This window comes from Staphylococcus sp. 2S1 (assembly GCF_046721335.1).
GTDB lineage: Bacteria > Bacillota > Bacilli > Staphylococcales > Staphylococcaceae > Staphylococcus > Staphylococcus equorum_A.
The window spans coordinates 1,802,110-1,819,622 of the sequence record NZ_JBEUUJ010000003.1 but is presented as its reverse complement, the minus strand read 5'-3'; the positions used below and the strand labels follow the sequence as shown (position 1 = coordinate 1,819,622).

The 17,513-nt window shown below is 34.2% G+C and carries 32 protein-coding genes and 3 pseudogenes; 2 read left to right on the top strand and 33 right to left on the bottom strand.

Annotation, left to right across the window (positions count from 1 at the left end):
- Positions 1-4: 4 nt before the first annotated feature.
- From ABLV90_RS09745 to ABLV90_RS09665, 17 genes and pseudogenes are all read right to left on the bottom strand, one after another.
- The gene (locus ABLV90_RS09745) at positions 5-169 is read right to left on the bottom strand and encodes a hypothetical protein (protein ID WP_176721750.1); all 165 of its coding nucleotides are present in this window, start codon (positions 167-169) and stop codon (positions 5-7) included.
- A gap of 38 nt (positions 170-207) precedes the next feature.
- Complete coding sequence (gene gpG / locus ABLV90_RS09740) at positions 208-537, bottom strand: phage tail assembly chaperone G (RefSeq protein WP_427707750.1); 330 nt, start codon at positions 535-537, stop codon at positions 208-210.
- A 177-nt stretch (positions 538-714) separates the two neighbouring features.
- Positions 715-816: pseudogene (locus ABLV90_RS09735) on the bottom strand (Ig-like domain-containing protein); the annotation flags it as partial.
- 56 nt (positions 817-872) lie between these two features.
- Positions 873-1,076, bottom strand: coding sequence for a fibronectin type III domain-containing protein (locus ABLV90_RS09730; RefSeq protein ID WP_460872562.1), 204 nt, complete (start codon positions 1,074-1,076; stop codon positions 873-875).
- A 94-nt stretch (positions 1,077-1,170) separates the two neighbouring features.
- Positions 1,171-1,692, bottom strand: coding sequence for a major tail protein (locus ABLV90_RS09725; protein WP_460872874.1), 522 nt, complete (start codon positions 1,690-1,692; stop codon positions 1,171-1,173).
- 106 nt (positions 1,693-1,798) lie between these two features.
- Positions 1,799-2,194 carry a hypothetical protein gene (locus tag ABLV90_RS09720; RefSeq protein ID WP_427707742.1) on the bottom strand — a complete coding sequence of 132 codons (396 nt, stop codon included), beginning with the start codon at positions 2,192-2,194 and terminating at the stop codon, positions 1,799-1,801.
- Positions 2,191-2,598, bottom strand: coding sequence for a hypothetical protein (locus tag ABLV90_RS09715; protein ID WP_427707740.1), 408 nt, complete (start codon positions 2,596-2,598; stop codon positions 2,191-2,193). Before ABLV90_RS09715 ends, ABLV90_RS09720 begins: the two co-directional genes overlap by 4 nt.
- A complete protein-coding gene (locus tag ABLV90_RS09710) occupies positions 2,598-2,951 on the bottom strand; it encodes a hypothetical protein (protein ID WP_427707737.1) in 354 nt (117 codons plus the stop codon). The genes ABLV90_RS09715 and ABLV90_RS09710 overlap by 1 nt, the downstream gene beginning before the upstream one ends.
- Positions 2,935-3,231: a head-tail connector protein gene (locus ABLV90_RS09705; RefSeq protein WP_427707735.1), complete on the bottom strand. Its 297-nt coding sequence runs from the start codon at positions 3,229-3,231 to the stop codon at positions 2,935-2,937. The genes ABLV90_RS09710 and ABLV90_RS09705 overlap by 17 nt, the downstream gene beginning before the upstream one ends.
- Before the next feature lie 73 nt (positions 3,232-3,304).
- Positions 3,305-4,429: a phage major capsid protein gene (locus tag ABLV90_RS09700; RefSeq protein ID WP_460872561.1), complete on the bottom strand. Its 1,125-nt coding sequence runs from the start codon at positions 4,427-4,429 to the stop codon at positions 3,305-3,307.
- Positions 4,430-4,455: 26 nt separating this feature from the next.
- Positions 4,456-5,194: pseudogene (locus ABLV90_RS09695) on the bottom strand (head maturation protease, ClpP-related).
- Complete coding sequence (locus tag ABLV90_RS09690; protein ID WP_427707731.1) at positions 5,194-6,360, bottom strand: phage portal protein; 1,167 nt, start codon at positions 6,358-6,360, stop codon at positions 5,194-5,196. Before ABLV90_RS09690 ends, ABLV90_RS09695 begins: the two are co-directional and overlap by 1 nt.
- Before the next feature lie 17 nt (positions 6,361-6,377).
- Positions 6,378-8,063, bottom strand: a pseudogene (locus ABLV90_RS09685) (terminase TerL endonuclease subunit).
- A complete protein-coding gene (locus ABLV90_RS09680) occupies positions 8,060-8,230 on the bottom strand; it encodes a hypothetical protein (protein ID WP_460872560.1) in 171 nt (56 codons plus the stop codon). Before ABLV90_RS09680 ends, ABLV90_RS09685 begins: the two are co-directional and overlap by 4 nt.
- A 10-nt stretch (positions 8,231-8,240) precedes the next feature.
- Positions 8,241-8,363, bottom strand: a complete 123-nt coding sequence (locus ABLV90_RS09675) for a hypothetical protein (protein WP_460872559.1) — start codon at positions 8,361-8,363, stop codon at positions 8,241-8,243.
- 151 nt (positions 8,364-8,514) lie between these two features.
- On the bottom strand, positions 8,515-8,853 hold the full coding sequence (locus ABLV90_RS09670) for an HNH endonuclease (RefSeq protein ID WP_427707726.1): 339 nt from the start codon (positions 8,851-8,853) through the stop codon (positions 8,515-8,517).
- A 324-nt stretch (positions 8,854-9,177) separates the two neighbouring features.
- Complete coding sequence (locus ABLV90_RS09665; RefSeq protein WP_427707724.1) at positions 9,178-9,591, bottom strand: transcriptional regulator; 414 nt, start codon at positions 9,589-9,591, stop codon at positions 9,178-9,180.
- 232 nt (positions 9,592-9,823) lie between these two features.
- Here ABLV90_RS09665 and ABLV90_RS09660 point away from each other — a divergent pair, with 232 nt between their 5' ends.
- The gene (locus tag ABLV90_RS09660; protein WP_427707722.1) at positions 9,824-10,048 is read left to right on the top strand and encodes a hypothetical protein; all 225 of its coding nucleotides are present in this window, start codon (positions 9,824-9,826) and stop codon (positions 10,046-10,048) included.
- A 31-nt stretch (positions 10,049-10,079) separates the two neighbouring features.
- On the opposite strand, the gene rinB is transcribed toward ABLV90_RS09660, so the two are convergent.
- The 5 genes from rinB to ABLV90_RS09635 all read right to left on the bottom strand — a co-directional run bounded on the left by rinB (position 10,080) and on the right by ABLV90_RS09635 (position 12,297).
- The gene (gene rinB, locus ABLV90_RS09655; RefSeq protein WP_460872558.1) at positions 10,080-10,421 is read right to left on the bottom strand and encodes a transcriptional activator RinB; all 342 of its coding nucleotides are present in this window, start codon (positions 10,419-10,421) and stop codon (positions 10,080-10,082) included.
- A 366-nt stretch (positions 10,422-10,787) separates the two neighbouring features.
- Complete coding sequence (locus ABLV90_RS09650) at positions 10,788-10,916, bottom strand: hypothetical protein (protein WP_460872557.1); 129 nt, start codon at positions 10,914-10,916, stop codon at positions 10,788-10,790.
- A gap of 128 nt (positions 10,917-11,044) precedes the next feature.
- The gene (locus tag ABLV90_RS09645) at positions 11,045-11,518 is read right to left on the bottom strand and encodes a dUTP diphosphatase (protein ID WP_460872556.1); all 474 of its coding nucleotides are present in this window, start codon (positions 11,516-11,518) and stop codon (positions 11,045-11,047) included.
- A 240-nt stretch (positions 11,519-11,758) separates the two neighbouring features.
- The gene (locus ABLV90_RS09640) at positions 11,759-11,956 is read right to left on the bottom strand and encodes a hypothetical protein (RefSeq protein ID WP_427707716.1); all 198 of its coding nucleotides are present in this window, start codon (positions 11,954-11,956) and stop codon (positions 11,759-11,761) included.
- 50 nt (positions 11,957-12,006) lie between these two features.
- Positions 12,007-12,297, bottom strand: coding sequence for a hypothetical protein (locus ABLV90_RS09635; RefSeq protein ID WP_460872555.1), 291 nt, complete (start codon positions 12,295-12,297; stop codon positions 12,007-12,009).
- 269 nt (positions 12,298-12,566) lie between these two features.
- Here ABLV90_RS09635 and ABLV90_RS09630 point away from each other — a divergent pair, with 269 nt between their 5' ends.
- A complete protein-coding gene (locus ABLV90_RS09630) occupies positions 12,567-13,040 on the top strand; it encodes a hypothetical protein (RefSeq protein WP_427707712.1) in 474 nt (157 codons plus the stop codon).
- Between the two features lie 211 nt (positions 13,041-13,251).
- Here ABLV90_RS09630 and ABLV90_RS09625 read toward each other — a convergent pair whose 3' ends face one another.
- From ABLV90_RS09625 to ABLV90_RS09575, 11 genes are read right to left on the bottom strand one after another with little or no spacing between them, the layout of a single operon-like run.
- Positions 13,252-13,443 (bottom strand): hypothetical protein, encoded by a 192-nt coding sequence (locus ABLV90_RS09625; protein WP_460872554.1) that lies wholly within the window; start codon positions 13,441-13,443, stop codon positions 13,252-13,254.
- Between the two features lie 17 nt (positions 13,444-13,460).
- Positions 13,461-13,670 (bottom strand): hypothetical protein, encoded by a 210-nt coding sequence (locus ABLV90_RS09620; RefSeq protein WP_427707708.1) that lies wholly within the window; start codon positions 13,668-13,670, stop codon positions 13,461-13,463.
- On the bottom strand, positions 13,671-14,021 hold the full coding sequence (locus tag ABLV90_RS09615) for an SA1788 family PVL leukocidin-associated protein (RefSeq protein ID WP_427707706.1): 351 nt from the start codon (positions 14,019-14,021) through the stop codon (positions 13,671-13,673).
- 11 nt (positions 14,022-14,032) lie between these two features.
- Positions 14,033-14,236 (bottom strand): hypothetical protein, encoded by a 204-nt coding sequence (locus ABLV90_RS09610; protein WP_427707704.1) that lies wholly within the window; start codon positions 14,234-14,236, stop codon positions 14,033-14,035.
- Positions 14,208-14,639 carry a RusA family crossover junction endodeoxyribonuclease gene (locus ABLV90_RS09605; RefSeq protein ID WP_460872553.1) on the bottom strand — a complete coding sequence of 144 codons (432 nt, stop codon included), beginning with the start codon at positions 14,637-14,639 and terminating at the stop codon, positions 14,208-14,210. Before ABLV90_RS09605 ends, ABLV90_RS09610 begins: the two co-directional genes overlap by 29 nt.
- 4 nt (positions 14,640-14,643) lie before the next feature.
- Positions 14,644-14,862, bottom strand: a complete 219-nt coding sequence (locus tag ABLV90_RS09600; protein WP_251469797.1) for a hypothetical protein — start codon at positions 14,860-14,862, stop codon at positions 14,644-14,646.
- The gene (locus tag ABLV90_RS09595; protein ID WP_427707700.1) at positions 14,863-15,024 is read right to left on the bottom strand and encodes a hypothetical protein; all 162 of its coding nucleotides are present in this window, start codon (positions 15,022-15,024) and stop codon (positions 14,863-14,865) included.
- Positions 15,014-15,805 carry an ATP-binding protein gene (locus ABLV90_RS09590; protein ID WP_460872552.1) on the bottom strand — a complete coding sequence of 264 codons (792 nt, stop codon included), beginning with the start codon at positions 15,803-15,805 and terminating at the stop codon, positions 15,014-15,016. The genes ABLV90_RS09595 and ABLV90_RS09590 overlap by 11 nt, the downstream gene beginning before the upstream one ends.
- An 11-nt stretch (positions 15,806-15,816) precedes the next feature.
- The gene (locus tag ABLV90_RS09585) at positions 15,817-16,602 is read right to left on the bottom strand and encodes a phage replisome organizer N-terminal domain-containing protein (RefSeq protein ID WP_427707696.1); all 786 of its coding nucleotides are present in this window, start codon (positions 16,600-16,602) and stop codon (positions 15,817-15,819) included.
- On the bottom strand, positions 16,574-16,843 hold the full coding sequence (locus tag ABLV90_RS09580) for a helix-turn-helix domain-containing protein (protein ID WP_427707693.1): 270 nt from the start codon (positions 16,841-16,843) through the stop codon (positions 16,574-16,576). The genes ABLV90_RS09585 and ABLV90_RS09580 overlap by 29 nt, the downstream gene beginning before the upstream one ends.
- Positions 16,840-17,508, bottom strand: coding sequence for a putative HNHc nuclease (locus tag ABLV90_RS09575; RefSeq protein WP_460872551.1), 669 nt, complete (start codon positions 17,506-17,508; stop codon positions 16,840-16,842). The genes ABLV90_RS09580 and ABLV90_RS09575 overlap by 4 nt, the downstream gene beginning before the upstream one ends.
- Positions 17,509-17,513 lie beyond the last annotated feature (5 nt).

The window sequence follows — 17,513 nt, the reverse complement described above, 5'->3', positions numbered from 1 at the left end:
CTTTCTAGCTTCCAAATAATTGTTTAAGTGCAGAACCCGTTATCACTTCTGATTGTTTCTGATTTTCTTTTTCTTCACCTTTATCAATTATCATTCGGCATAAAGTTTCATAGGGTTGGCGTTTTACTTCGTCTATCGTCCACCCATACTCACGCATACAAAATTGCATGATCGAATCTACATTTTTTCTAAACTCATCAAAAGAGACTACTTTCCCGATTCTTCATCCTCTTCATCTGGAAACTCTTCTGGAGAAATTTGAGAAAAGATATCTTTACAAACGTCATCGAATTCAGCTGATTTAACACCTTTTAAAATTTGTTCTTCTGGAATATCAAATAACGATGATAAAAATTCAGTTCTGATTTTAATAGCTTTAACTTGTGTCATCGTTTCTTCTCTAAGCTCATTAGTAAAGTTATCTTGCATTTGTGCGAAATCTAATTTGTCTTGAACTGTTAATTCACTCTCTCTTGTGTGAACTTCTACCTTGTTTGTTTCTGGATTAATTAATCTAATTTCTACTTTTTTAGTCATTTTTGTAATCTCCTTTGATAATTTTATAAATAAAAAAGAGGGCTATAAGCCCTCAATAACTTCTTATACTTCTGGTTCAACTACTGCGCTAACAGTGATAACAGTGATAACAGACGTATCTGTTTTACTTCCGTCTTGTGCTGTAACTGTAATTGTAGCTTCACCTTCTGCCACACCTTCTACAGTGCCATCGGCGGTTACTGTAGCAATATTATCAGCAGAAGAACTATAAGTTACTTTCTTATTAGTTGCAGTTGATGGCGCTACTGTACTTGACAGTTTAGTTGTACTACCTACGTCTACACTTGCTGTTTTAGGTGAAATAGTTACACCTGTTACCGTGATAGGTTTTGTTTTGAAAGCGGTACATCTACTTTTGACGACTCTCCATGTTCATTTTGTCTCGCAACTTTATAAGTACCTACTGGATAATCAGTATTTGCTTCTAATTCATTGATAGTCACTGTAGCTTTACCTTCTGCATATGCAGAACTGCTTACAAGTGATTCTCCTTTATATAAGTTTAATGTATCAGCCATGTTTTCACCTTCCTATTTATAATTTGAAAACCCCTATTCTGCTGAAATAGATGCCGACTTACTGTTTGCACTTACTTCAACTTTTTGGGGAACCTTAGGGTGTTACTGATTCTTCAGTAGACTCCGGGAAAACTAATGCAAGGAAAGCTTCTGCACCTTCTTCTCCTTCGTGGTAACCAACCGCACGAGATTTGCCGTCAATATTGCGGTTCATCCAATCGCCTGTTAGTTTCGTTGCTTCTGGTGCTTCAGCTTTTTCTGCAGCTGTTTTAAATTCAACTTGATCCAAACTGAAAGTACCTTTAACTAATGCACAATAAATCGGATTACCATCTGCATCTTCTGATTCTCCAACTGCTGCAACGTACGGTGCGCGAGTATCGTCGCCAATCCATGAAGTGCCGTTTTCATCTTTTTCACGCCCTAGAACAGAATCTAAATCTTCTGTAGGGATATTGAATAAATCTGTATCCGATTTAACTTCATTAGTTCCTTGTTTCTTCATCCAAACACGTTTATTTGACGCCCACATATCAACCATTTCTGGTGCTAAACCAGTGATATTCATGTTGACAGTACCACCTTTGTCATCTTGCCAAGTCATCTTTTTAATAATTTTTTCTGCTTTATCGTCGAAAACACCTACGTGTAACTTTTTAAATCCTACTGTTGCTTGAACCCATTTGAATTCCTCCTAATTTTTGGTACAAAAAAGAACGCATCTATTCGACACGTTCACCCTTGTAATATTTACTTTTCGGTATACCCTCATATCTTTTTGATTTGACATACCGTTTTGTCTGTTTAAAATATGCATCTATCACACTTGACGCTTGAAAAAAGCCGTATTCTTTAAGCAAATAGCGAACTCTCTTTGTTATATCAATAGTAGATTGATCTTTATAACTTTCCACATCGACTTGTATTGTAAAAGTTTCTGATAGATACTTATCTGAAGCAAATGAACTTGGACTGTCTACAACTGGCGAAAGAATAATGAAAGGCTTTGTTGTATCGGCATTTTCACTCACTTCATAAAAATAGATTCTATTTGAAACATGATTTTTAATCAGCTCATCGTTTATTATTATTTCTCTTATATATGCAAGTATATTCATAAGCCTTTCCCCAATTCATCAATTACAATTTTCCTGTATCTTGCTTGATTTGCTTGTAGCGTTTTAGCAATGACTCCAAACCCTCTAGGTATAAACTTTTTACCATTACGATCATAACCATGTTCGTTTAAATGTACTAGATTATACCTATCTCTAGGACCTACCCATTCAATGACTACAGTTCTTTGTCTGTCTTTGGCATCAGTAAAAGGTCTTGTTCGAGTCATCTCTTCTATTGAAGCACCTGTATCTTTAAAAGCTTTAAAATGTGTTTTCATTTCCCCAAGCATATAGTCAGAAGCTTCTGTTAAGGCTCTATCACTTATAGCTCTCATAACGCTAGCACCGAATCGTTGTTCTAATTGATTTTCTAGCTCTTTAATCCCCATAATCTCAACACCCATTATTTCTCCCCTAAAATCACAGTTATAAAGCCTCGTTCAGGTGTATCGAGTCTTACTTCATATATATTGAATAAGGGTTGCTCTATCCTAAAATCTTCTACAAAAACGATGTGTTTGTTGTTGGGTGTAAATGACTGATAAGCGTCTCTTATTACCATACTTAGACCTTGCATAGACTCATTCACACCTAGAATTTCTCTATCTTTCATAGATGGATTATAAGTTTCGGCATAACATCGATGCACTTCAACTTCTTTTACATCGTCTGGGTAAGGTCCTTCATTCTTATACTGATAAAATATTACGGGTGTACGTAAGTCGCCTGACTGTACTTTCTTACTCTTGTATCTCATCGATGCCAAACTCATCACCACCAAACACTTTATTATTAAGTCCAAAATCAAGTAATAATGTAGAAAAGTTTTTATGGAAAAACTGCAACTGCTCGTTATAAACATATCGCGAACGTTCCATTACTAACTCTTGACCTATTGGACTATCTTCAATATCAAAGCTTCCACAGATTGATTGAATCGCTATATAGGATTTGTTTAAAAACTGCTTTAACGATTCATCTTCAGAACTGTGAAATATATGCATGCGTTGCTTGAACTCTTTTAGTAATTCATCCATTTCCACACACCCCTAATCCGCTGTAATTGAGGCTGATTTTGCATTAGCTACAACTTCAACGTTTTGGGGTTCATTAGGGCGAACCTTCCTCTGAATTGATGTTTAAGTCGTAAACAGTTGCTACTTTATCATCTTTAGCTTTACCATAAGCAAATTGCTTAGCAGTATATAAATCCATATCCTCAATTGCTAAAGTTTGGTCGAATTTTTGTAAGTTAATACCACCGACTAAGTAACCATCGTAACGACCTTTAACATAAGTTAATACTTTACCTGCAGATTGCGCCACAGATTCAATTACATTCAAGTTGAATGGTAATGCTGTTACATACACACCATTAGCATTTAAATGTGTATATTGTGCTTGAATATCAAACGCATCAGATGGATTAACCACCATAGTCACGTTACCTTTAACTGCTACTGATTTTCCTTTTTCATCTGTTGAGTGATTTTTAAATACTTTTGTTAACTCAAGTACAGTAGTACGCGGATCCTTGAATGTTAGCGTTCCTAATGATTCTTTTTCTGGATAAACGCCACCTGTTACTGACACGCCCTCTTGAACTTGACGACTTAAGCCAATTGGTTGTTCTTTACCAGTACCGTTTAAGAAAGCTGCTTCAAGCGCAACTGCAAATGCCTCTTCAATTTGTAAACGAACAAAGCGTTCTACCCATGCAGGACCAAAGTCTTTTAAATCTTTTGGTAAAACTACGAATGCTGTCAATTTGTTTTGAATTGCAGTTTCTTCACTGAACGCTACATCTAATTGCCCTTTGATTTCTCCAAAGATTTTACCCCATACTGCTACGCCACTTGTTTCAGATTTTAAGAATTTAAGACGTAAGCCGGCATTCTTAATACCTAAGTCTGCAAGTAATGGGTGCTCTGTAGTAAGATTTTCAAAGATACGATCAATTGTTTCTTCTGGTATTAATTTTTCTTCTTTATATCCAACTTCTGTGTTGATTTCATTAAAGAATTTACGTTGTTCAGCAGTTAACTTGCTTTCTGCTGTAGGTAGGCTAGAAACTCTTTCTGCTTCAGCCTGTGCTTGTGCTTTTGATTCCTCGAATAGTTCATTAATCATTTTGCCATATAATTCGGCTTGTGCTTTTTCGTCTTCGCCATTTTGAATTGCATTTAAGAATTCCTGACGCGCTGTTTTAAAATCATCTGATAATTGTATAGTCATTTAAATGACCCTCCTTGTTTTTTGTATTAAAAAAAGAACCTAGACTTATTGTTTTCTACTGTTTTTCCTTTAGTAGAACTATCAATAACTGGTTCTTTTTTATCTTCTAGTTTTTCTATAACTTTATTTGCAATTTCCTCAACATCAATATTTACCTCTGGTGTTTTACTCATTAATGTTGCAATACGACTTACTGCATCGTTAGATAGCATTTGTCCTGAATTAGCAACCAATCTCGGTGCGCTTTCATCAAACATCTTGCTATCTGCAAATCCTTGCTCAACTGCTGTATCTGCGCTAAACCATGTTTCTTCATTCATTAGATCAGTAATTTCTTGTTCTGATTTTCCTGTTTTAGCAATATAGGCATTAGCAACTGCTTTATTAGCTGAAGTTAACATGTTATATGCAGTTTGCATTTCTCTATTATCCCCAACAGCTATAGAACTAGCATTGTGAATCATCATTTGTGCTGTAGGACTCATTTCTGTTTTTGAGCCTGCCATTGCAATTACAGATGCTTGCACTTGCGGCAACACCAACAACTTTGACGTTTACATTACCTTGATGTTCTTTCAAAGATGTATAGATTTCACTTCCGCTAAATACATCCCCACCACCTGAATTGATGATAACTTCTACATCTTCATCAGTAGATGATAGCGCATCAAACACGTCTTTAGGCGATGTGGCGTCCATTTCTAACATGTCGTATATCCATTTGTCATTGTTCGGCACAATTGCGCCTTTAACGTTTATTTTCATCATTTATCACCCCCTTCTAATGGTTCTTCATTCACTTCTTTTTTATTTGCTTTTGTGTAGTTTTTTGTAACAAAGTATTCATCCATCTTAGGATCATCAGAAGGCTCTTCACCTAGTAAGACAAGCACCTGATTAGGTGTGAATGTGCTTGAAGCAACTAGCTTATCAATAGCTTCTGCCATTTCGAGTGGGTCTTTCTTGTCAATACCTATAACTTTCAAGTTCTTACCTTTAATAACTTCTTTTTGAGTTAATAGCTTTGCTTTTAATTCATCTTCAATCTTTTTGTTTAATGGTTTAGTACAAAATTTACTGAAAGATTCTAAAGCATTTTTCAAGTCAGAGAGTTCACCATGTATTAAAGAAGGTGGTATGCCAATCGCTTTCGCTACTGAATCGACCATAGCTTTTTGTAGTTTCGTTAATTCATCAAACGGGGCGTTATTACCCTTACTAGCTGATGAGACATCCTGGTATGCATACTGTTTATTCAAGGGGGCAATCGCGACACCGTTTTTACTAAATGATTCAGTAACTTTATTTACATAATTTTGCATTTTGGTAATTTCTTTTTCATTGTTTACATTTTGCGAATCAACATTTATGATTCCGCGAATTTGATAATTACGCAATTGGGCATTTATCATTCTGCCAAATATTTCTCCATAATCAGCAAATAACCCTTCAGTGAATTTATTGAGTTTTTCATTGTTATATGTCAGATAAAGCACATCAACCATTTTAAATGAGCGCTCAAACTCATATTCTCCAACAGTTACCCCCTCAAAAACATCGGGGTATAAGGCAAAACGCTTACGGTGAAAATCATCTGCAATCACTAAATCTTTCGAATCTGTAACTATAATTAATACTTCATTGTCATAAATGAGTTTATAAATAACAGATTGCCAAAAATCAGTAGATGACAAATCCGTATTAGGTCGTGTGTTTAATTTGTACCAAACACTGTCTTTAATTACTTTATTATTTTCATCTGTCAATCTAAACTCTGATTGTGAAATGGTTCTAGCAAGAAATTCAATACATGTATTTAATGCCATTTGTTTTAAATAAGCTTTTTGCGATGTATCTTGAAATAACTCAAGGTCATACATCCAACTTGCTTCTTCATGTCTGTTAAAAATCCTGTCAAAAAAACTAACCATCGTTTTCCTCCTTTCAACTAAAAGTTGATTGCATTTAAGAAATCTAAACTGTCGCCAATATCCGCTTCTAGCAATTCATCCGCACGATATAAAGCATGCACCAGTGCTTGGAAACCGTCTGTTTTTCTTCTAGTTCTATCTTTTTTGTCAAATTCTCTATTACCATCTGGCCTTGTTTTAACTAAAACGTTATTTGTATACCAACGCATTAATGGGTCGTCACCAAATATTAAATCTTTATTTGCAAACATACTTTCAATTCTTGGTGCAAGCAACCCGTGTATGGATCGTGGGTTTTTGATAACTTCATATTCTATGCCGTACTCTTCAAATACTTTTCTTATTAAATCCATTCGATAGTTATCTACGATTACTTTTTCCAAACCATATATTTGTCGCATTTCATCAAACCATCTAGCGATATATTCTTCATCTATCACTGGGCCATCTACAATCGTGAGTAACCCTTTTTTTCCCATTCATGAATGGGTGGCTTTAATTTTACTGAGTCTAAGAAACCTTTACGGACAAAAGAGTGGGATTTCCAAATATATTTGTCACCATCTCTGAATAAAAGCCCTACGGTCGCAAAGTCAGTAATCCTAGCATAATCAAGCCCGCCTGTGCACTGTTTGTTTTTAAGTTCAGGTATCTCCTGATTAGTTGCAAGTATATCTTCCCAAGACGCTACAACTTTTTCCGGGTCTGTTTCTGGTATGTTCATACGCTTAGTCATGAACTCACCCCTGTTACCTGGGTTTCTTATTAAATCTTTATACTCCGAATGAACTTCCTCATATAAGTTTCTAGCATATTTAGATAAAGGCTTATGGAACATAGGGTTAGCTTTTTCCCAAGCTGAAGGGTCATCTACTTCTTCCTTTTCGTCTAGCTTACAATAAAAAGGGAACAACCTATCCTCCACATCAGCTCCACTGAGTAATTCTTGACTGCGCTCTTTTAATCCGTCCATAAACCCTTCTCTGATATCTCCATCTGTACCGATATATATTGTTCGACCGTGTTCAACTTTTCCAAGTCCTCCGCGTTTTACGTTAACAATTCCGAGCATCTTCATATTGATGAACTTCATCAAAAATAACACACCCTTCACGCCCACCATCTTTGGTTTCAGCATTGGATGTGTTAAACCTGAAGATAGATTGAGTTTCCAACCCTTCAATTTCAGTTCGAGTACGTCTAAACGGTGCACTCTTTCTCCCTTTTTTTATAAATAAATCATTATCAGTAATCATGTCATAAACTTCTTTGAATGATACTTTAGCTTGATCTTCACTGTTAGCAACTACAGAGACATCATATTTTTTGATGCCATGATAAGGTGTTAAGAAAAAATTAGTTAAAGCACTAATCAAACCATTTTTACCACCACCTCGACCAAGTGTGATAAAGAATTGTTTAAAGTAAGGGGATATAATTTCTTCATCTGTCATTTCATCTTTTTGTCGCTTAAATAGAAACACGAAGGCTATTATAAATTTTTGAAATGGTTGTAATGGAAAATACCATTTTTCAGAGAATTTAATACAATTTTCGATTTTAATTTCATCAAAGAACACATCACTTCTTGTTAGTATGTTTTTTTCCAAATGCTTAATTAAATCAATTCTCTCTTTGTTAAGTGTTATCTTTCCTTGCTTATATTGATTGATATAAGTTTCAACATGTTTGTTTTTTATCATAGCAAACCACTACTTGACGGTTCTTCTTCAATTTCTATTTTTTCAAAACCAAATGACTTTTCTATTGAAAGTAAGGAAGAATTAATTTTATTCTTTTCAGCAACTGCAGGATTTGGTTTTAGAAACGTTTGAGAGGCATTTTTAGTTTCAACTAACGTGCCATGCATTTCAATATCTTCATCCGAGCATATAATAAATGTTTAATAAGTTTAGGTATCGCTGTACTTTTTCAACTTGTACAGGATTATCTTTTTCAATTTTTTCTAATAGATACTGCTCTATTACTTTTTTATTTTTCATACATACCCCCTAACGTATAAATTTTAATACCAAATCTGCTAGATGTCATTCCCCTACACCGGTTCCCCGAGCCATTTTTATTTAAAAAGTTTTTGACCCGGGGGTATTTTAAAATTAAATTTTATTTTTATATAAATTAATAAATATTCTATTACCACATTTCATCTTCAGCCCATTTATTCTTCTTTGGCGTTCTCCAATTTGTATAGTGTCTGTCATGAATTTTATTATGACAATCGACACAAAGCGTTTCTAAATTATCATCGTCTAATGCTAACTCAGGATTGAATTCGAGCTCTTTAATGTGATGTACTACAAGCTTTATCTTCTTACGACCATTCTTATTAGGCTCGTATATATCAAGTGATACTTTACCTTGCCTCTTACATTCTTGGCATTCATAATGGTCTCGCTCTTTAATACACTCTCTCTTGTCTCTCCATCGTTTATCATTATAGAACGAACGACGTTGCTCCTTTGTTAGTGCCATCTCGCTATTCTCCTTATGAGTTAAGCTTATTAATCTAGATACATTTAGATCACCAATGGTTGTGACGTATGAGTTATGTATGCTAACTCATATGAGTACATCATCATGACTGTTGTTTAATAGATAGTTATAATGATTCATGTGATGATACTCATATCAATAAGCACAAAGAAGACACACCACTCAATGTGATGTGCCTCAATATAATATAGTATTGTTAATGAGCACTGAAGTACCAAGCACAACTGTTACGATACAATTGCTTATACTAACATAATAACACCTTGACACGTGTCAAAAGTGCCAAGTTAGTGCCAACCTTACTTAATGCATAATACCTAACTCATCTGCTAGATTGCATAGAATTCTCTTCTTTAGTCTGAAGAATGTTCTTCTACTGATTGGTAGCTTATCTATGATACCCTCTACTGTATATCTTCTAGGCTTATCAAAGTATAGTAAGTTCATTAGGTCACGCTCTACTGGTTGTGCGTGCTCATACACTGTAGTAATTGCGGCTGATACTCTATGCATATGTGCCAACCTTTTATCAGTTATAAGTCTTGTTGCTTGTTTCTCTGTTGTACTACTGATGGTATTACTCTTACCTCCACCTATATTAGTATCTTGTTCTTGCCAAGGATATTGTATCTCTTCTTTAAGGTCAGCCATACGTTTCTGGGTACTATTATATTGTATGAGTTCTGACTCTAAATAATTGATTGTTGATTTACGCATTGTATACCTCCAATTATTTATTAATGTATGTTGTTATATAATTTTTTAAATGTGCTAATTCATAATTTGATTTTGCTATATCATTATCTTTACGTATATTAGATAAGAAACTAAATATAGTTAAAAGAGCTAAAATAATAGATACTACCCCCACTTTTAATCCATCCTTTCTATTGAATTTATACTTTGGTATACTTACAATGATTTTATTAGAATGGCGGTGAAATAGAGTATGGATAAATACGTAGTTCATAATCACTTAAGCTACACAAGAAACCAAAATTTATTTGCTTCTGTAACTACTGCGGGAAGAACTTATAATGTTATCAATTTTAACCCCTTCGATGGCGACTCAGTCGAACTAATATTATCTGATCGTAGTAGAGTAGTTGTTTCATATAACTCAATAGGTTATATTAATTCAAGCGACAAAAAACCACACTATCCTTGGATTTAGTAATCAAAAGGGCGAGTAATCGCCCCTATCTTCAATCCACATAATCCATTGGAAATTTATCCACCGTATCGTTAGCCTGTAACTTAATAATGATTGCGTTCGTAACGTATTTACTTAACTCGTATACTGCTATGATTAGTAATGTTTTGAGTATGCGTTTGGGTGTTTCAGATTTGTATGTTCCTTTGGTGAAGTTATCTTCAATAAATTTCTTGGTCATAAAGTGTTGTGTATTCATTTCAATATACTTATGTTTCTTGTCCCCTATAACAACTGGATGTTTTAATTTTTTAATATCATACACCTTACCTGGCCCATCGACTCTATCTCCAATACTCACATTAAATGGTGGTTTTAACATGTACCTTGTCATTCATCGTCCTCCTCAATAAAACTTTCTATTTCAGTAACCTTTAATAACCCTTTACGATTTTGTTTATCTAATACTTTTATATGAATCATTCCACTTTTTAAAATCATTTCCACTATTTTTTAAAGTCGTCAGTTTCATAGGTAGCATAGTAATTCTTCCCAGATTGACTTCTTATTTTTATAATCATTTATTCGTCCTCCTAGAAAAATAATATTCTTACCTGTACATACAATTGAACTATCATACCCACCGTTATCATCATACGTCCCAACACTTTAGTTTCTGTTCTAAGTCTGCTACCGAATAAATCATTTACTATCATCCAAGCTATAAGAATCGCCATTAACAATATGCTATTAATTAACATCACTCACTGTCCTTCCCTTGCATAGCTTTACGCATATTTCTCATACCTTTACTTAAACTAATAATCCCGTTTCTTAATTGAGCTTGTCTATATAATTCTTTTGCCTCTGCCTTACTCTCTGCACTCACAATCTCGTAACGCTCATTCTCTCGTGGCTTGATGACTTCAGTGAAGGTGTGGTTGGTAGAGTCGGTTATGTGTCTTATAAGATAATTAGTCACGCTGTAACACTTCCTTAACTTTATCTAGTATGTCTTTATCTTGTTCCACTTGAACCAAACCCTTTTTCTCCTCTTGCTGTTTCATTGCTAAACTCCTTAACTGGTACTAACTCTGGTGTCCATATAGGTACGATAACTAACTGTGCTAATCGGTCGCCTTTGTTGATTTTGTAGCAATTCATATTTGTTGAAAAACCGATACGTTCTCCTGATACATCTAATAATGAATATGATCTTTCACCATTTAAAACTGCTTTAGTTGTTGCCACATTTGAGATATCCATATCATTCTTAACATTAATCCTCATATGACCTTGAAATCCTGCATCAATCTTACCCGTCTCAACTACAAGGTGTGTCTTACTACTCACACCACTTCTACTTGTCAGTAACCCCACATACCCTTTAGGAATGTTCACTGCTAGATCAGTAGCAACTAATGCTTTTTGTTGTGGTTCAAGTATCACTGTTTCTGCTTGCGTATATGTCGTAACCAGCTGATTCATCATCTGCTCGTTTAGGTTTCGTTGCGTTGTCGCTTAGTAGTTTTATTTGTAGTGTGTTAGTCATTTTTGTTTGTCCTCACTTAATCTGATTTTCTCTTTTTGTATTCCTTTGCGTATAGTTAACTTTGGCAACCCATAAAATTTTGCTATATCTTCTATGCTTGACTTTTTTTATATTCATCGTAGAAAACAGAATTTAAATGTGTTATTAAACCTTTAGCGTGTGCCATCTACTTGTCCTCCTTAACTTTCTACTTTCATCATCAATTCATTCAAAATCATTCTCGTTCTTTTTAGTTTCGCTTTAGTGGGCAACTTCCCTTTATATTCCCATTCGCGTTTATCGAAATTTTCTCTTCGCCATTCTGCAAAATCTCTTAACTCGTTCAACATAAATTCATATTCTCTTAAATAATAAGTGATTATTTTACCTTCAATCATTATCTGCCCCCTCCTTAATCCCTAACCCATCCAACTTCGCTCTAAAATACTTATACTTGTCTGCTCGATGGTTTGTTGCCGATGTGTTGGGAGATTTCGGATAGAAGGTTAATATATTTAGAACTTTCATCTTCCAACCAGTGCGCTTTATCTTCCCAGTAGATACAGTTAGTAGTGACCATTTCATAATCTTTCTCGAAGTCTTTAATCTCACGTTCCAACCTACTAACCTTTGCTTTATACCAAGACAAATCATCGATAAGTGTGTCGCGTTCTGCTTTCATTTTTTGGTATTCTATTCTAGTTTTGTAAATTTCTTCATGTAAGGTTAAATGTGTCACTCGCCATCACTCCTTTTAGTAAATGCTTTGTATACGGTTGAGTAACCACAGTCATAACAAATACGTTTTATATAAAATATTGTTGATTCATCAAATATATGTTCTTTGTCAGTTTCATAACTTAAGCAATTAGGGCACTGAAAACAGGTTTTACATTGTTTATTATCATTGTGCTGTATAAAAGGTAGTTTTCTTTTTATATAATTCATTGAATGTTCTTCCATTTATATATCAACTCCGGTATATTTTTATTATTAAGGAGGATTTCTATGACGCTTTTTATTAGTTTACTTTCGTTATTCATTTCATTCGCAATGATGTTTTTAACTGCTTTTAATTACTTAAGAACTTGGGAACGACAAAAGTTTAATATCTATTATGAATTTTTAAATATTTATCATGTTCCAAACTCCGGGTACTATACTCAAATACGTATCATTAATAACTCCTCAGAACCAATTGCAATTTCTGGCCTAAGCATCAATGAGGAATATTGTGATAATAGAGAATTATTTATTACAGGTGGCACTAAAATGAATCAACCAATCAAAACTACTCAACTACCTATATATTTAGAATCATACGGTGCTACTGAGTTTTATTTATACTTTTTAAGGAAAAACCGATTCACTTTTGCCGATGGTCTAGACATTGAGTTAAGAACTTCAAGAGCTGTTATTAATGAGCATATTGAATATCGAGATGGATTATTAAAACATCTATCTGAGATACTTACTAATTAAGAGAGAAACTTCTCTCTTAATTCTCTTATCCCCTCCATTATCTTCCTGTTCATTTTTATATCCTCACGTGGTACTGCTACGATTACATTTCTATCATTCGAGGATATTACGAATCCTTTAACACCTTTATCACGTAGTAACTGTGCAACTTCATGTGTCTGTAACCCACATGTATTTAATTTACACTTAATTTTTATAGGATCTGATAGGATCATAGCGCTAATTCTTTCTCTATTTCAGATATCAATACTTTCTCTGCAATTAACCTAATGCTATTCGGTCTGTTACTATTCGCCGCACGTCTCTTATTCACACCAGAAGATAAGAATCCAATAGTCTGTTCGCTAACCTCTAACTTCTCTGCACATTCCTTACGTGTACCAAGCACATATAATTTCATCACCTTTGTATATCACGTATTCATAAAGTTGTTTCTGTCCCATCGTATCCACTTCCTATCGCTATATCATAAGTATCATCAATGACTTTCGTATATTCTCCCATTTCAACAACTGCTTGTGGTTCACCATCGTTGTATATCAATTCTTTAACTAATCCATATTCCGATAAAGTTTTACCTGGTTTAATAAACCAAACAGTGTAGCCGATATCTAAATCTTTAATCTTCATCTACTTCACCACTTTCGGAAATATGTCTTTTTCCATTAAACCTTGAACGTATCTACCACGTGTATGCACTTGTGGTGTGCCATCATATAACCACGGCCTTTCAATCTTATGTTTATTTTCTATATATCTTTCTTTAGCAACTTCAGGATCGTAATCAATTGCTTTTAACTTCTGTTCAGCTCTAAATTCTTCTCGCCTTCCACTCTTAGGAACCTGACATGCCTCATGTAATGTCCAACCTTTAGTTAATCTATTTCTCAAAGTAGTGTGATTCAATCCGTACCGCTCTACACATTTTAAATTCTCACCTAAAATGTCATAATTTTTACCAAACGCATGTATTGTTATCATTGTTCGTCCTCCTAATAATCCTTAACTTGAACGTCTGATACGTCCTTAAATTTAATATCTTCAAATCCTAATAACTCTGGATTACATTTATATTTCTCAGCCAATTTATCTGCTTCACGTTCTTTTATACCTTCTAAATCATAATTGTCTGCCACAGATACAGTTACCTCTTGTTCAACTTCAACTTTAATTTTCAGTGTGATTGTTTCTTCCATGTGTATCACCTTCTATATCTATATGCATGATTATCTTTGGTTCCTCTGCATACTTCTTAAAACTTGTAATCTCTACTATTTGATTGTCGTCATTCCATAAGTGACCATTCGCAACATCTAACACTGTTTTGATTAAGTTATCTATATCAGGTTTAGTTCGCTTATATTGTCCAAGCATCGCAACATGTTTCTTCTTGCTCCATGACTTCAACAAAGGGAAATGGAACTCTATTGTTAATTTGATTGGTTCATCTATCATCAACATTGGCATTTGCCACTGTAAGTCTTTCTTATGGTCTGTATCCTTCTTAGGAATGTAAGTCTGTACAAACTTGCCAGCGTTCCTAAATCGTGGTCTAGGTGATGACATAGGTGCATCAACTTTCAATTCAATTGTTTCCATGTCTTCACTCCTGTATGAAATCAAATATGCTTGTTTGATCTACTCTAGTTAAATTGAAATGTTTCTTTATTTTTTCTAATCTGTTATCTGTAACGATGAATTCATCTAATCCATATCGTTTATATAATCCGAATAACCTATTCGTATTATTATTAAGTGGTATAACAGAACCAACCACTTTACCTGTACTATCTTTCAAATCATATTCAGTGCTTAATCCCAATTACCTTACCTCCACAATAGCCATTCGTCTTTGGCGTTCATTTAACTTTTGGATAAATAGGTTGTACAATGTGTTGTCGTCTCCCTGCGACACTTCTATGAGTTTCTGAGCATATATATCGGAACACTCAAGTTTTTGTTTAATAAAATTCTTAGTTATCAAAATTAATACCTCTCATTCGATAATCTGCACCGTTCATTTTGATTAATGTTGTGTTAGACATCATTCGGCTAAATATACGTTGTGCGTCTTTATTCTTGCTTAGTTCCTGTGCATTTAAATTAGTAGTGTATATGTTATGTTTGCCAACTCTTGATTCAATAAGTTCAAACATCTTACCTGTTGCAAATTCATTCATGTTAATCCCGAAATCATCGAACACCATTAAATCTACTTCACTAATAATTCTGTTAAAGTCTTGCTCGGTTAGATTAGTATTTTTGTTATAAGTTCCTTTGATAGTTGATATTAATTGTGGAACATTCATGTAAAGGACTGAGTAACCTTTTTCTCTAATACCTTTTACAACTGACATTGATAAGTGTGATTTACCTGTACCAAATGAACCTTGCGGCAATAGAGACTGTTTATTATCAAGCGTGAAGTTTTCCACATATCTTTCACATAATGCTTTAGCTCGTACTAATTCTTCATTAGTAGCTTTATAGTTATCAAAGGTACATTGTGATAGATCATCATTAATAATTGATTTCTTGAATATGCTATTTGCTTTAGCTGATTTGTTACGCTTCTCAAACTCTGCTTTCTGTTGTTTAGCTAGTGCTATCATTTCGCAGTCACAACCATCTTTTACTATTTGACCGTTATCAAATTCGTAGTAATCATAAGTACGCCCACACTTTTCACATTTCAAGTTGTTCTCTTGTTTAACTATTTTGTTTTTAAATCCTACTTTACTTGCGATATTCTCAAAGGGATTCATTTACTCACTCCCTAAAATAGATTTGCATAAGGGTTATCATCTGATTCCTTATTGCTTACTTGTTGGTTAAGGTAGCCTTCAAACTTATTACCGAATAGTGTTTCTGGTCTTAGAAACTTCTCCATGTCTGTTCCTTTCCATTCAGTTGCTTTGTTATCAATTACCTTCTTAAAATCATCTTCTGTAAATCCTTCGTTGCATCTAGCTTTAATAACAGTTTGTGTTTTGTTAGTTGTAGGTTTGTAATGCTTACCAGTTTTATTATTTAGATATTCAATAACTGATTGATATGGATACACAGTCGAGTTGCTCGACAATGTATTTCTCTTTTCTACTTCTAGTTCTTCTTCTAGTTCTAGTTCTTCTTCTGTTGCGTGACCGTCACGTGACTTCACGTGACTATCGGGTAATGTCTTTTGTTTTTCTCTTTGTTTTTGTTTACGCAACCTATTTTGTTCTCTTATTTTTTCTAGACCTTCAATATTTTGGTGTTTATCCCAGTTAGATATTTTCAATACACCACTGCTACTTTCAATCATTCCTAATATTTGGAAAGTTTGTAGCGCTAATCTCACTGAATTGAGTGGTCTATTAAACTCATTTGCTAACATTTCTTCGTTGTAAGGTAAGTTCTCTGATAACATGATGTAACCTTGTTCATTGTATTTACCAGCTAGTGTTAGCAACTTAACCCAAAGCGTAATGATTGTGTCTCTTTCGGGTAATGCTTCAATGTACTTAATCTTACTATCATCAAACATTCCAACTTTAAGTTTTATCCAAGATACTTCGCCCATCTTCTTCACCTTCTCCGTATAACAACCATTCAAGAGTTACGTTGAATATTCGTTCCATTTTTCTTAATCTATCCATACTAGGTAAATGAATACCTCTTTCCCATTTGCTTACAATACTTTTATTTGCTTTGAATATATTTGCAAATTTTTCTTGGGACCAATCATCACTTGCTCTAAGTGATGCGACTCTATATCCAATAGCTTTTCTGTCTATTGATTTAATCATTCTAGGCATCATCATTGTTTCTCACCTCGTAACATACTGTTTAATTTGTCATCTACATCCACCCACGAATTTTCTAAATGATGTAGATTATTAAAACTATTCATTCCCATGTCGTCTTGTTGGTTGTGATGTTTTCTACATAGTGCTAATACTTTGTTTCCGTAATGATTTATCTTATTTCTATTTCGCCCTCTACCTACTGCTTGATAATGTGCTAAATCGCTATTTGGAGCACCGCATATAACGCATTTACGGTTAATCGTAGATTTATATAGAAAATACTTATCGTTCGTCATGAGGGTGCTTGTGGCTATCCTCATAGGTATATTGTTATCGAATATGAAATCTAAAATTAACTGAATTAATTCACTTGCTTGTCTTCTCTTACAGTTACTTAAAGATATGGGTTCGTAACCATTCAGAAACTCTAATTGCTTTTGGAACATATATCTTAAGTAATCCATAGGTTGACCATAGTATTCATAAATATCTCTAACCATCGCGAATATCTTTCGTCGCTGTTTACCAGTAATTTTATATGGATCGTTAACAACCACTTCACATTCAACGTCTAAACTATTATCTAGTAGTAGAAATTCTTTGTTATCTAATGTCACACCCTCGATGACAGCAGTTATTGTGCCGTCATCTTGTTGGATGTAATTTTTTATTATTGGCATTCAAT